The 13,511-nt window shown below is 60.4% G+C and carries 12 protein-coding genes; 7 read left to right on the top strand and 5 right to left on the bottom strand.

The features are described from left to right. Nucleotides 1-40: 40 nt before the first annotated feature. Both cobA and ACMTA2_RS15560 read left to right on the top strand, forming a co-directional pair. A complete protein-coding gene (gene cobA / locus ACMTA2_RS15565; RefSeq protein WP_413795558.1) occupies nt 41-883 on the top strand; it encodes a uroporphyrinogen-III C-methyltransferase in 843 nt (280 codons plus the stop codon). Then, nucleotides 880-2,376 carry a cytochrome D1 domain-containing protein gene (locus tag ACMTA2_RS15560; RefSeq protein ID WP_413795557.1) on the top strand — a complete coding sequence of 499 codons (1,497 nt, stop codon included), beginning with the start codon at nt 880-882 and terminating at the stop codon, nt 2,374-2,376. The genes cobA and ACMTA2_RS15560 overlap by 4 nt, the downstream gene beginning before the upstream one ends. 155 nt (nt 2,377-2,531) lie before the next feature. Here the strand turns inward: ACMTA2_RS15560 and ACMTA2_RS15555 are convergent, their stop codons facing one another. After that, nucleotides 2,532-3,716, bottom strand: a complete 1,185-nt coding sequence (locus ACMTA2_RS15555; protein WP_413795556.1) for a porin — start codon at nt 3,714-3,716, stop codon at nt 2,532-2,534. A 357-nt stretch (nt 3,717-4,073) separates the two neighbouring features. Continuing rightward, nucleotides 4,074-5,348 (bottom strand): glucarate dehydratase family protein, encoded by a 1,275-nt coding sequence (locus tag ACMTA2_RS15550; protein WP_413795555.1) that lies wholly within the window; start codon nt 5,346-5,348, stop codon nt 4,074-4,076. A gap of 177 nt (nt 5,349-5,525) precedes the next feature. On the opposite strand from ACMTA2_RS15550, the gene ACMTA2_RS15545 reads away from it, so the two are divergent. Together ACMTA2_RS15545 and ACMTA2_RS15540 are read left to right on the top strand one after the other, a co-directional pair. Further along, nucleotides 5,526-6,422 carry a LysR family transcriptional regulator gene (locus ACMTA2_RS15545; RefSeq protein ID WP_413795554.1) on the top strand — a complete coding sequence of 299 codons (897 nt, stop codon included), beginning with the start codon at nt 5,526-5,528 and terminating at the stop codon, nt 6,420-6,422. Between the two features lie 130 nt (nt 6,423-6,552). Then, nucleotides 6,553-6,987, top strand: coding sequence for a nuclear transport factor 2 family protein (locus ACMTA2_RS15540; RefSeq protein WP_413795553.1), 435 nt, complete (start codon nt 6,553-6,555; stop codon nt 6,985-6,987). 124 nt (nt 6,988-7,111) lie between these two features. Here the strand turns inward: ACMTA2_RS15540 and ACMTA2_RS15535 are convergent, their stop codons facing one another. Continuing rightward, entirely contained in the window at nt 7,112-8,035 is a 924-nt protein-coding gene (locus tag ACMTA2_RS15535) for a LysR family transcriptional regulator (RefSeq protein WP_413795552.1), read from the bottom strand. A 126-nt stretch (nt 8,036-8,161) separates the two neighbouring features. On the opposite strand from ACMTA2_RS15535, the gene ACMTA2_RS15530 reads away from it, so the two are divergent. After that, nucleotides 8,162-8,368 carry a tautomerase family protein gene (locus tag ACMTA2_RS15530; RefSeq protein ID WP_413795551.1) on the top strand — a complete coding sequence of 69 codons (207 nt, stop codon included), beginning with the start codon at nt 8,162-8,164 and terminating at the stop codon, nt 8,366-8,368. 301 nt (nt 8,369-8,669) lie between these two features. Beyond that, nucleotides 8,670-9,404 (top strand): SDR family NAD(P)-dependent oxidoreductase, encoded by a 735-nt coding sequence (locus ACMTA2_RS15525; RefSeq protein WP_413795550.1) that lies wholly within the window; start codon nt 8,670-8,672, stop codon nt 9,402-9,404. A 111-nt stretch (nt 9,405-9,515) separates the two neighbouring features. On the opposite strand, the gene ACMTA2_RS15520 is transcribed toward ACMTA2_RS15525, so the two are convergent. Further along, nucleotides 9,516-11,657 carry a TonB-dependent siderophore receptor gene (locus ACMTA2_RS15520; RefSeq protein ID WP_413795549.1) on the bottom strand — a complete coding sequence of 714 codons (2,142 nt, stop codon included), beginning with the start codon at nt 11,655-11,657 and terminating at the stop codon, nt 9,516-9,518. A gap of 341 nt (nt 11,658-11,998) precedes the next feature. Between ACMTA2_RS15520 and ACMTA2_RS15515 the strand changes: the two genes are divergently transcribed. Beyond that, the gene (locus tag ACMTA2_RS15515) at nt 11,999-13,174 is read left to right on the top strand and encodes an integrase core domain-containing protein (RefSeq protein WP_413794522.1); all 1,176 of its coding nucleotides are present in this window, start codon (nt 11,999-12,001) and stop codon (nt 13,172-13,174) included. A gap of 51 nt (nt 13,175-13,225) precedes the next feature. On the opposite strand, the gene ACMTA2_RS15510 is transcribed toward ACMTA2_RS15515, so the two are convergent. Next, the gene (locus tag ACMTA2_RS15510) at nt 13,226-13,405 is read right to left on the bottom strand and encodes a hypothetical protein (protein ID WP_042732538.1); all 180 of its coding nucleotides are present in this window, start codon (nt 13,403-13,405) and stop codon (nt 13,226-13,228) included. Nucleotides 13,406-13,511: the final 106 nt, after the last annotated feature.

Raw genomic sequence — 13,511 nt, 5'->3', positions numbered from 1 at the left:
TCAACCGACGGCGAACCTGATACCGAACCAAGGAAGTCCCATGCCTGCCTCCATCGTTTTGCCCGCTGCCCTGCAATCGCCTTTCAGACCGGGTGAAGTCGCCCTGGTCGGCGCCGGCCCCGGTGACCCGGGCCTGCTGACATTGCGCGCCTGGAGCCTGTTGATGCAGGCCGACGCGGTGGTCTACGACCGCTTGATCAGCTCGCAATTGCTCAGCCTGATCCCGCTGACCTGCGCCCGGCACTACGTCGGCAAGGCCGCCGGTTGCCACAGCCTTCCCCAACCACAGATCAACGAACTGCTGGCCGACCTGGCCGACCAGGGACAGCGGGTGGTGCGACTCAAGGGAGGTGATCCGTTCATCTTCGGTCGCGGCGCCGAGGAACTGGAGTATCTGCTGGCCCGCCGCATCGATTGCCAAGTCGTGCCCGGCATCACCGCTGCGGCCGGTTGCAGCACCTATGCCGGCATTCCCCTGACCCATCGCGACCTGGTCAATTCCTGTCGCTTCATCACCGGTCACTTGCAACGCGAAGGTGACTTGAACCTGCCTTGGCAAAGCCTGGCGGATGACAGCCAGACCCTGGTGTTCTACATGGGTCTGTCAAACCTCGGCACCATCGCCGCACAACTGATCGCAGCGGGCCTGCCGGCTGATACGCCGGCGGCGCTGATCAGCAACGGCACGCGCCCCGACCAGCAGGTCCTGCGCGGCACCCTCCAGCAATTGCCGGAAATGGCGCTGGCATGCGCCGAAGGCCTGCCGACCTTGACGGTGATCGGCAAGGTGGTTGGCTTGTTTGCCCATCAGGTATTGGAGCATCCGGCCCGCCTGCACCCGGCCCTACCGCTCCAGCCAAGTATCGCGAGGGTAGCCTCATGAGGATCGGCTGGCTTGCCTCATTCCTGTGGATCGGTGCCGTCCACGGCTTCACGGCGCCTGAACCGGACCTGGCGTTGGCCGAACAGACCTACCAGCAACACTGCCAGCAATGCCACGGGGTGAATCGCATCGGCGGCGCCGGGCCGGCGCTGTTGCCCCAGAGCCTGAGTCGGATCAAGCCCGACGAAATCCGCCAGGTGATCGAAAATGGCCGCCCGGCCAGCCAGATGGCGGCGTTCGGTGCGGTGCTGGAGCCTGCGCAGATCGATGGCTTGACCCACTATCTCCAGCGTCCACCCGCGATCGAACCGACCTGGAGCGAGGACGACACTCGCCGTAGCCATCGCCTGCTGGCGAATGTCGCCCGCCTGCCCGATAAACCCCAGCACAACGCCGACCCGCTGAACCTGTTCGTGGTGGTGGAGGCTGGCGATCATCACGTCGATATCGTCGACGGGGATCGCTTCGACGTCCTGGCGCGCTTCGCTTCACACTTCGCGCTGCACGGCGGACCGAAATTTTCGCCGGACGGGCGCTTCGTCTATTTCGCCTCCCGGGACGGCTGGGTCAGCCTGTATGACCTGCATAACCTCACGCTCATCGCCGAGGTGCGAGCCGGGCTCAATACCCGCAACCTGGCGGTGAGCAAGGACGGGCGCTGGGTGCTGGTGGGCAACACCCTGCCCGGCAACCTGGTGGTGCTGGATGCCCGCGACCTGTCACTGGTCAAGACGATTGCAACGGTGGGGTTGGACGGTCGGACGTCGCGGGTCAGTGCGGTCTATACCGCGCCGCCGCGCAACAGCTTCATCGTGGCCATGAAAGATGTGAAAGAGGTCTGGGAACTGTCCACCGGCCCGAATCCGGACTTTTTGCCCAGGCGTATCGAGGCCGAGGATTACCTTGATGATTTTTCCTTCTCGCCCGATTACCGGCAATTGCTCGCCACCTCGCGCAAGGCCCAGGGCGGCCAGGTGATCGACCTCGACACGGGGCGGATTGTCACCGATATCGCGCTGCCGGGCATGCCGCACCTGGGCTCGGGGACCTATTGGAAACACGATGGGCATTGGGTGTTCGCCACACCCAACATCAGCAAGGGGCTGATTTCGGTGATCGACTTCGACACCTGGAAAGTCATCAAGCAGATCCCTACCCTGGGGCCGGGTTTCTTCCTGCGCAGCCACGCCAATTCCCGCTATGCCTGGACCGACGTGTTCTTCGGCCCGGACAACGATGCCATCCACCTGATCGACAAACAGACCCTGGAAATCGCCCACACCCTGCGGCCCATGCCCGGCAAGACCGCCGCCCACGTCGAGTTCACTCGCGACGGCCGCTACCTGCTGCTGAGCATTTGGGATACCGATGGCGCGCTGATCGTCTACGACAGCAACACCCTCAAGGAAATCAAGCGCCTGCCCATGAACAAGCCTTCGGGCAAGTACAACGTCGGCAACAAGATTGAGTTCGCCGAGGGAACGTCACACTGAAAAAAAGGGGCTGATGCGCAGCCCCCTGGAGCAAACTTTCCCGCCATAAAAGACTGCGACGGCGTTCAGTTGGAATGACTTGTGGCGAGGGGATTTATTTGTGGGAACAAAGGCCTTGCTCCCACAGACGGCGTCGGGCCCAAAGGATCCAACCCTTACCAGGTGAGCACCGCCCCCACCGCAAAGGTATCGGTGTCTTCGTTCTGGGCGCTGGTGTCGTGGCCGTTGATTTCGAACTGGTTGTACTCAGCCACCAGCTTGAGGTTGTCGTTGATGTCATGGAACAGCGCGATGCCACGGGTTTCGTAATCGGCACCACTGCCCACCACACCGTTGCCGTCGTCATCGGTCTTGCCGTAGGACAACGCCAGGCGGTTCTTGCCCAGCTTGTAAGAGCCCTGCAACAGGTAACCCTTGCTGTCGACATTGCGCAGGGTGGCTTCCCCGGCGTTGTTGGTGAAGAACGGGTTGATGCCCTTGGCCTGGAACCCCGAGCCGGTCAGCGACAACCCGCCCATCTTGGCCTGCACGCCATACCCCAGGCCCTTGGAAGTGACCGATTCGACGGTGGAGTCGGTGTTGTCCGAGGTCTGGTAGCTGCCGTTGAGCCAGCTGTAGATCTTCGCCCCGCCCAGGTCGAACTGATAGGTGATCTCGCTCTCGGTGCGCGGGTTTTCCTGATAGGCCTTGCCGGTGGCGCTGTTGTCGTTGGTGTCCACCGGGTCCATGATCCCCACCGCCACCCGCAGCCCGTCCATCACCGGCGTGCGGTAGGTGATCTGCGAGGTCGGGAACGGGTATGGATAGCCGCTGCCGATGTTGCCGAACGAAACGCCACCGCCGTCCACCAGCCCCAGGGTGTCGCTGACCTGGCCATAACCGGCCAGCAGTTCGTCCAGCAGGATGTTGGAGCGGGCAAACAGGCCGAAGTCCTTGCCGATCAGCACCTCGCCCCACTCCGGGTTCGCCACGGTGCCGTAGAACTGGCGCACGTCGATGGCGGTGTCGGTGCCATTGGTTTCACTGTCGTTGATGGTCACCCAGAACGAGGCCCGGGCACCGAGCTTGAGGTCATCGACCTGCTTGCCCATGTTGAAGCCCAGGTAGTTGGGCAAGAAGCCCATCTTGACTCGCGCCTGCCGACGGTCGTACTGCTCACCCGCGCGGTCCACGTCGCTGTTGACGTAAAAGGCGTTGATGTAGCCATCGGTGGAAAAGGTCGTCTGGTCCTTGTCGTACAGCATGATTTCGGCGTTGGCCCAAGGCATCAGGCCCAGGCTCGAAACACCTACGATGACCGCAGGCAAAAAACGTTGGCGGGTATTTTTATTGTTGTGCATGGCGCGCTCCGCAACAGGGGACGGGATGTCGGAGGCGATTATCGAAAGGCGCCAGGGCGCGTCATACGCTGCCTTGGAGGCAATTGGCGGATGCTTTGGAAGCGCCGGCCCGGCGCGGCAGTTTGGGTGTAAGACTGCGATGCCGACGGGCGCGCTACTTTGGGTGTGGGCCGCTGGGCGGCCTGGAGGATGTAGAGTTGAGCTTGAATACACCGACCTGTGGCGAGGGGATTTATCCCCGCTGGGCTGCGAAGCAGCCCCCTGGATCTTTCCGGGCGTACCGATATCAGGTTTTAGGGCCGCTTCGCGCCCCAGCGGGGATAAATCCCCTCGCCACAACGGCCCTTCACCTTTAGTTCAAAACCGCGGTTTGACGGTCTTCCAGTCCGGCCGGTAACGCTGCATCTGCCGCACATCGTCGCGCTGGCGGATGCCGCAGCTGAGGAACTGGTCATGCAGCTTGCCCAGTTGATCCCGGTCCAATTCCAAGCCAAGGCCAGGGGCCCGGGTGATCTTCACGCAGCCGTCGACAATCGGCAGCTTGCCGCCCTTGATCACTTCTTCATCCGGCTCCTGCCACGGGTAATGGGTGTCGCAGGCATAGTCCAGGTTCGGCACCGCGGCCGCCACATGAGCCATGGCCATGAGGCTGATGCCCAGGTGCGAGTTGGAGTGCATCGATACGCCGAGGCCGAAGGTGCTGCACATTTTCGCCAGTGTCTGGGTGTCCCGCAGGCCGCCCCAGTAATGGTGGTCGGCCAACACGATCTGCACGCTGTCCAGCGCCACGCTACGGCGCAACTCATCGAAATCGGTGACCACCATGTTGGTCGCCAGCGGCAGCCCTGTGCGTTTGTGCAGCTCGGCCATACCCGCAAGCCCCGGTGTCGGGTCTTCGTAATACTGCAGGTCATCCCCCAGCAATTCAGCCATGCGAATCGAGGTTTCCAGGGACCAGTTGCCATTGGGATCGATGCGCAACGGGTAGCCGGGGAACGCCTGTTTCAGCGCCTTGATGCAGGCGACTTCATGCTCGGGATCGAGAGCGCCGGCCTTGAGCTTGATGCTCCTGAAGCCATAGTCTTGGATCATCCGCCGGGCCTGGGCGACGATCTGCTGTTCGTTGAGCGCCTCGCCCCAACTGTCGGGCGGGTACGGCGAATCGATGTGCTCGGCGTACTTGAAAAACAGGTAGGCGCTGAACGGGATCTCGTCGCGGATCGCGCCGCCCAGCAGGTCCACCAACGGCACGTTCAGGTAATGGGCCTGCAAATCCAGGCAAGCCACTTCGAACGCCGAATAGGCATTGCTCACCGCCTTGCTCGCATGGGAGCCCGGTGCCAGTTCGGCACCGGCGACACTGGCAGGTTTCTGCGCGGCGACGGTGGCCTGGACGATGGCCCGCAACTGGTTGAGGTTGAACGGATCCAGACCGATCAACTGGCTCTGCAATTGCTGCTGGATCGCCAGGGCCGGCGCATCGCCGTAGCTTTCGCCCAGGCCGATGTAACCGTTGTCGCTCTCGATCTCGATGATCGAGCGCAACGCGAACGGCTCATGGATACCACTGGCGTTGAGCAAGGGTGGATCGCGAAAAGCGATGGGCGTGACGGTGACGCGTTTGATCTTCATACAATGGCTCCCGATAGGCCAGCGTCCAGCGCCAGGGGACTGCCAGGCGTAGCGTCCGATAGAGTGTTCAAAGGTGCCTCCCGTTTATTGTCTTGTGGGGAACGGGACGATGATGGACGCGACGGATTGTTCCCGTCTAATCTAACTTGGCACTTGATTGATACCTGGATTGAATCAATGTTTGAACTGGCCCAACTGCGTTGCTTCACCACCGTGGCGACCGAACTCAACTTCCGTCGCGCCGCCGAACGCCTGAACATGACCCAGCCACCGCTGAGCCGGCAGATCCAATTGCTGGAACACCACCTGAGCGTCGAACTGTTCACCCGCAGTACCCGCAGCGTGGCGCTTACCGCCGCCGGCCGGGCGTTTTTCATCGAGGCGCAGAACCTGTTGGAACAGGCGCAACAAGCCGCCGTGGCGGCGCGGCGTTTCGCCCAGGGCGACATCGGCTCGGTGACCATCAGCTTCGTCGGTAGCGCGGTGTACGAGTTCTTGCCCAAGGTGATTGCCGAGGCCCGGATGAAACAGCCCCAGGTCAAGATCGTCCTGGCGGAGATGAACACCTATCAGCAGCACGAGGCCCTGCGGGCCCGGCGCATCGACGTTGGCATCGTCCGCTCGCCCCTGCTGGAAACCGGCTACGCCACCGAATGCCTGGTGCGCGAGCCCTTCGTGCTGGCGGTGCCCGCCGGGCATCCCCTGGCCAGCGCCGAGACCGTGAGCGTTCAGGACCTGGACGGCCAACCGTTCCTCATGTACTCCCACGCCGCCTACCCGCCCTTCAATGAACTGCTCACCGGCATGCTGCGTTCGGCCCGGGTCGCACCGCAATTCGTGCAATGGCTGGGGTCGTCGCTGACGATCCTGGCACTGGTCAACGCCGGCATGGGGCTGGCGCTGGTCCCGCGTTGCGCCACCAGCGTGGTGTTCAAGCAGGTGGAGTTTCGCGAAATCGACCTGGGCGAAGGGGTGCAGAGCGAATTGCACCTGGTGTGGCGCGAGGACAACGACAACCCGGCGTTCACCATGTTGCTGGAAGGGATTCGGGGGGCGGTTCGGCAGGGACTCTGAGGGCAGCACCGCCAAAGCGATGGCGCATGACACCTGGGGCCTATTCCAGTTCTCTCCGAGTAGTTGTACGATGACCGACGAGATAATAATCGCTCGCGCTCCCGATACTTACAAAAATAAGGAAATCCCCATGAAAAAAGCGACATTGGTCATCAGCTTCTTGTGCCTGTTCAGCGGCTACTCAGCGGCATCCGCCCCATCGGCCGAGCAGGAGGTGGCCCAAGCGGTCGACCATTTGACCCAGGCCATGCTGCACAAAGACATCCCCCAGCTCCAGGCACTGGCCGCCGAGAACCTGACCTACGGGCACTCCAGCGGCAACATCCAAGACAAGAAAGCCTTCATCGCCGACATCGAAACGGGCAAGAGTGCGTTCAAGACCCTGGAAATGAAGAACCAGAAAATCACCTTGTCAGGTGACGTGGCACTGGTGCGCAATCACTTCTCGGCACAGGCCCTCAAGGGCACGGAAGTGGTGCCGACGGAAATCGAGAACTTCCAGATCTGGCAGAAGCAGAAAGATGGCAAGTGGCTGCTGATCGGCCGTCAGGCATTTCGGTTCTGATAACGGATTGACCGGAAATACCTCTGTGGCAGGTGCGATCTTGTTCACTTGAGGTTCCTGTGATTCCTTGTGGCGAGCAAGCAAACGCCCTCGCCACAGGTCCTCTCGCCGGTTGTTTTCCTCCTTAAATCGCGGCCCACCGCTCCCGGTACTGCAGCAGGAAATCCACAAAGGCGCGCACCCGTTGCGGCACATGCCGACCGTGGGGATACAGCAAGGTAAACGGACGAGAGCGTCCCGCAAAAGGCGCTAGCACCTCCACCAATTGCCCATTGGCGAGCTCCTGCTCCACGATGAATTTGTAGGTCTGGAACAAGCCGGCGCCATGCTTGGCCAGCGTCACGCCGCCCAGCACATCGTCCGAACAACAATACCCCCCTTCGCCGAACACCTCCTTTTCCTTGCCCTCGACATTGAACAACCAGGAAATCCGTCGCCCGCTACTGGGCAATTCGAACTGGATACACTCGTGGTCGTCCAGGTCTCCAAGGACCTGCGGCGTACCGGCCTTGCGCAGGTAATCCGGTGACGCGACCACCACCAGTTTCGCGTCTTCCAGCAGCCGGGCGATCATCGATGAGTCTGGCTGGGCCCGAACCCGGATGGCGAGGTCATAGCCCTCGGCAACGAAATCGATGTTTCGATTGCTCAGGTGCAGGTCCACAGTCACTTGCGGGTACAGCGCTCGAAAGGCCGGCAGCAATGGCAGGATGCGGTGATGGCCATAGGTGGTGGGCAAGCTGATGCGCAATTGGCCGGACGGCACCGATTGCGCGCCCATCATTTGCTGCTGCGCCTCGACCAGTTGCGTCAGCGCTTGCCGGCATTGCTCGAAATAAGTCTTGCCGGCTTCGGTCAGGCGGATGCTGCGAGTCGTGCGCACGAAAAGCCGCGAGCCGAGGCGCTCTTCCAGGCGAAAGATCGAGCGGCTCACCGCCGCCGGGGTCACCCCCGCCAACTGCGCCGCCGCCGTGAAGCTGCCCGCCTCCGCCGCCAGGCAAAACAGTTCTATGCTGCCCAACTGCAGGTCTTCGAAATGACGCTTCATGATTCATTACACCGCGTATCAACTGAAGTTTCCAAAGGCCTGTTTATCAGTCTGCGGCGTATAAATACAGTGGCCTTCCACCGCGCAGGGTTGTCCTGCGCTCATTTCCATCAGTTGGAGTGCAACATGCCTTTCGTCAATGTGCGAATTACCCGAGACGGCGTCACCCGTGAACAGAAAGCCCAGGTGATTTCCGAAATCACCGACACCCTCCAGCGCGTGCTGGGCAAGGACCCTCACTTGACTCATATCGTGATCGAGGAAGTCGACACGGATAACTGGGGATACGCGGGAATGACGACGACGGAGTATCGAAGTCTTCCCAAGGAATAACACGCCGCCCTTGCGAGCCCGGTCCGACTGACCGGGCTTTTTTCTGCCTGGTGATTCCCCCTGTGGGAGCGGGCTTGCTCGCGAAGGCGGTGTGTCAGTCGACATTTGAATCGGCTGATATACCACCTTCGCGAGCAAGCCCGCTCCCACAGGAATTTATGGGCGTTCCAGATTGATTACATGACGTATCAACTCAAGTACCAGAAGCCTTATTTATCAAACCCTGGCGCATCAATACCCTGAGCTCAACCACCGCCAACACCGGCGCACCGGTTCAACTCAATGTGATCAGGAGTCAATCATGAGCCTCAACAAAACCGTCATCATCACCGGCGCTTCCAGCGGTATCGGCCTGGGTCTGGTCAAGGCATTCCTGGCCCGGGGGTATAACGTGGTGGGCAATGCCCGCTCCCTGTCCGGCCTGGAGGCGACCGCCGCCCAGCTCGGCCACCCCGATGGCTTCCTCGGCGTGGCCGGCGACATCGCGGCCCCGGCCACTTCAACCACCCTCGTCACCCGAGCCGTCGAGGCGTTCGGTGCCGTTGACGGCCTGGTGAACAACGCCGGTTTCTTCCTGCCAAAACCCTTCGTCGAATACAGCCCCCAGGACCTGGACGCGCTGTTGGACACCAACCTCAAGGGTCTGGTCTACGCCAGCCAGGCCGCTGCCGCGCACATGATCGGGCGCCAGCAAGGCTTCATCATCAACATTTCAGCCGCCGTGGCCCTGCAACCGAACATCCAGGTGCCGGCAGCACTGCCGGTGTTGATCAAGGGCGGCGTCAATCAGATGACCCGCGCCCTGGCCCTGGAGCTGTCGCCCCACAACATCAAGGTCAACGCGGTCGCACCCGGCATCATCGACACGCCCATGCACGACCCGGCTCACCGCGCATTCCTCGACAACCTGGCCCCGGCCGGTCGCGTGGGCACCATCGAGGAAATTACCGAGGCCGTGTTGTACCTGGCGAGCGCCGATTTCACGACTGGCGCGATACTGCCGGTGGACGGCGGGATGAGCACGGGTAAGTGGTAGGAAAACTGTGGGAGCGAGCTTGTTCGCGACGAGGTCCAGTCAGTCAGCATCTTATTGACTGACCCGACGCTATCGCGAGCAAGCTCGCTCCCACCTGGACTGCGCGCGACTTCAAAGGGTGTAGGAAATCCCGGCCTGCACGGTTCGCGGTGCGCCTGGGTAGGCATAGACGCCCCCGAATGCCCCCTCTTCGTAGTCGGCGTCAAACAGGTTCTTCAGGTCCAGGTTGAGGCGGATCCGCTCGTTGACCTTGTAGTAACCGAGCAGGTCGACGACGGTGTAGCTGTCCATGGTGAAGGTGCTGGCCGCGGTATTGCCGGCCCGCTCATCGACGTACTTGGCACCGACGCCAAGGCCGAGGCCCTTGAGGCCACCGTCCTGGAACTCGTAGACGTTCAACAGGCTGAAAGAGTTCTTGGGCACGTTGAGCAGGCGAGTGCCGGACGGGATGCTGATGTCCTTGGTCACTTCGGCATCTACATAGGCGTAACCACCGATCACGCGCCATTGCGGCGTCAAATTGCCCGCCACGTTCAAGTCAAATCCGCGACTGCGCACTTCGCCGGCGGCCACGTTGAATGTGGAGTCCAGCGGGTCGGGCGTGAGTACATTGCGCTTTTCAATCTGGTAGATCGCCGCGTCGACGCTCAACTGGCGATCCAGTGCTTCCCACTTGACACCCATTTCGTAGGACTTGCCCTCTTCCGGCTTGAACCCACCGCCCTGGAGTCTGGCACCGGTGTTGGGTTTGAATGAGCGCGCTGTATTGGCGTAGACAGCGACGGTGTCAGTCAGGTCGTAGATCATACCCAGGCGCGGCGTAACGGCGCTGTCAGTGACATCCCAGTTTCTACTGTCGGGCCGAGGCTGTGGAACGAACGTCTCGTACTCATGTTCGAACCGCTCGAAACGCGCCCCAGCCAACAACTTCAAGCGTTCAGTCAGCGCCACCTGATCCTGGACGAACACACCAAACGTCTTGAGGTTTTCCTGGTCATCGGTGGGCTTGCGCGTCAATGCCGGGCGGGGCTGACCATAGACCGGATCGAAGATATCGATCGGGTAGGCACCGGCGCCCACTGCAGAACGCCGAATGATGGACTGGTAGTCGTAATCCTCATACTCGATGCCCGTCAACAACGTGTGCTCGAACCCGCCCATGGAAAAATGCCCGGTGAGGTTGAGTTGGGTGTCGCGGTCGGTCCACTCCAGCTTGCGGTAATTGAAGTTGCGACCCAGGGTGCGCCCATCGGCGGCGATGCCGTTGCCTTCCACGGCATTGCCCTGCAAGGTACCGTCGAGCCACTGGGTACCGCCGGCCAGGGTCCAGTCGTCGTTGAGCATGTGCTCGAAACGCACCTGCAGCATGTTGTTATCGTTATGCAGCTTGCCGACGTCTTTTTCGCCGAAGAACGTATCGCGCGAGGCGGTGCCGCGCTGGCCGGGGTAATGGGTCAGGCCACGGTCCAGCGGCGCATTGTTGCGCATGAAGTCGCCTTCGAAGGTCAGGCGCGTGGTGTCGTTGACCTGCCAGGTCACCACTGGTGCAACGCCGTAACGCTCGGTTTCGACGTGGTCGCGGAACGTGTCGCCGCCCTCGCCGATCACGTTCAGGCGATAAGCCAGGCGCCCCTCTTCATCCAATGGACCGGACGCGTCCAGCGTACCGCGACGCATCCCCTGGTCGCTGACCTGGCTACCCAGGGTCACCGTGCGTTCGGCCAACGGTTGTTTGGACACCACGTTGAAGGTCCCGCCCGGATCGCCACGGCCATAGAGCATGGTGGCCGGGCCGCGCAGGATTTCCAGCCGTTCGATGGTGTTGGCGTCCGGCATGTTCGGGTAGCCACGGTTGATCGGGAAACCGTTGCGGTAGAACTCTCCGGTGGTGAAACCGCGTACGGTGAAAGTCGTCAGGCCCTGGCCACCGAAGTTGTTGCCCCGGCCTACCCCGCCTGCGTAATCGAGGGCGTCCTGCAGACGCGTGGCGCTGAGGTCTTCGACAACGTCGCGAGACACCACGGAGATGGATTGTGGGGTTTCATGGATCGCCGTGTCGGTACGGGTGGCGCTGGCAGAACGGGTGGCGTGATAGCCCTTCACCGGTCCCTGGGCTGATTCATACTCGGCGTTACCCACGATATCCGTGGCTTGCAACTCAAGGGAGGCCGGCTTGGCGGGGGTGGGTTCTTCAGCCCAGGTGGGAACGGAATAAGCCTGGAGCACACACAGTGAAACGAGAATCCGACGCATCGATGCACGATCCTAATGGAAAAAAGCCCCCACGCTGGGAGGCTGACAAGAATGTGTCGTGAAAGATACAGCAACTCATTAACGCTTGATACTAATTCCTATTAGCGCTGGTTTTTTTTGAGTCTTGGATTGGCATTTGCTCGTTTTGGTGGGGTGTATATCCCTTGCTGCGGTAACGGCTACTTAGGGTTCCGCCCTTACGGCGGGTCACTTTTGGCAAACGCCCCAAAAGTAACCAAAAGGTCTTGCCCGGTATGACTCACCCACATGGGTTACAAATCAGTTCACGCACATAGGTAACAGTTTTTAACTGGCATGGTCGATTTCGCGAGGATCTGACCATGTCCTGGAGAGAGCTGAAACCTATGGACCTCAAAGTGATGTTCATCGCTGAGTATCTATCCGAAAAGCACAGCTTTAGCAGGCTGTGCCAGGACTATCAGATCAGCCGAAAGACCGGCTACAAATGGGTCGAGCGCTATGAACTGGAGGGACCCAGTGGGCTTGACGAACGTAGCCGCCGACGGCACAACCAAACCTATGTAGTGCCGCTGGTTGTGAGGCAGGCCATTATTGAGCTTCGCTCTACTGGCGAAACGGTTCCGGGTCCTAAAAAGATCCAGAACGATTTGATGAAACGTTTCCCGGGGCAAGATCCGCCGTCGAAAACGACGATTTACAACATCCTCAAGGCCGCTGATTTGATCACGCCTCGGCCGTCGCGCCAGCGTGTCGCTGTCTATCCCAAGCCTTTGCGTAAGGCAGAAACGCCTAATCAGCTTTTCAGCGCAGATTACAAGGGCCAATTTCTGACTGGGGCGGGCGTTTGGTGTTATCCGCTGACGATCATGGATCATGCCAGTCGCTTCCTGCTTGCCTGCGAGAGCATGGCCAATACCAATCTCAAGGAGACCCAGCAAACTTTCGAGCGTGTTTTTCGTGAGTATGGGATGCCTGAGCGCATCCGCACCGATAACGGCGTGCCGTTTGCCAGTACGGGGCGTGCTGGGCTGTCGCAATTGTCGATCTGGTGGCTACGCCTTGGGATTATTCCTGAGCGAATTGAGCCTGGTCGGCCAGATCAAAATGGACGTCATGAGCGCATGCACCGGACGTTGAAAAGTACCTTTCCCCAACCGCCGGCAATTGCTTGGGAGGCTCAGCAAAAACATTTTAATCGATTTATGCAGCACTACAATTACGAGCGGGGACACGAGGCGCTCGGTCAGAAAACTCCGGCCTCCTGCTACACACCCTCAACTCGGGCTTACCCGGAGAAGTTACCGGAAATGGGGTATGCGAGCCATATTGAGTGTTACCTGGCAGATGGTAGCGGAATCATTAATCGAGCCGGTCTGCGGATATACGTAGGGAATCTGCTTAGGCATCAGAACATTGGAATGGAGATGATCAAGGACGGCGTATGGAATGTGATCTTCGGTCCGGTGATCCTAGGTCACGTCAATGCCAGGGACGCAAAGAACGGCTACGTTTCAATCAAAGTGTCACCTATGTGAATGCACTTTTTTGTAACCCATGTGGTTGTCCCGTACACGCAGCGGGGTCGCTCAGTGTTGGGCCTTGTGGTCCAGCGCCGCGTAGAAATTGGCGCTTTGTTGCAGGTATTTCTGGGTGTAGCTCTGAGTGTGGTTTCTTTTCTCGCTGATTTCGACACTGGCACTGGCAGGCAGTGCGACGGTGGCCGAGATGGCGGAAGCGGCGATGACGGAGAAGAGATTAAAGTTCATGGCGGTAGTCCTCGGATTCGGTTGGCTTGTCTGCCCGGTGGGGCCGTGAAGCAAACTTACGCGCCGAGGCGTCCCGCTTTGAAATGCTTTGCACTGCTAGCGAATA

The sequence above is a fragment of the Pseudomonas medicaginis genome (assembly GCF_965119365.1).
Taxonomy (GTDB): domain Bacteria; phylum Pseudomonadota; class Gammaproteobacteria; order Pseudomonadales; family Pseudomonadaceae; genus Aquipseudomonas.
The sequence above is the reverse complement of the archived record's forward strand: the minus strand, read 5'-3'. Positions and strand labels throughout refer to the sequence as shown.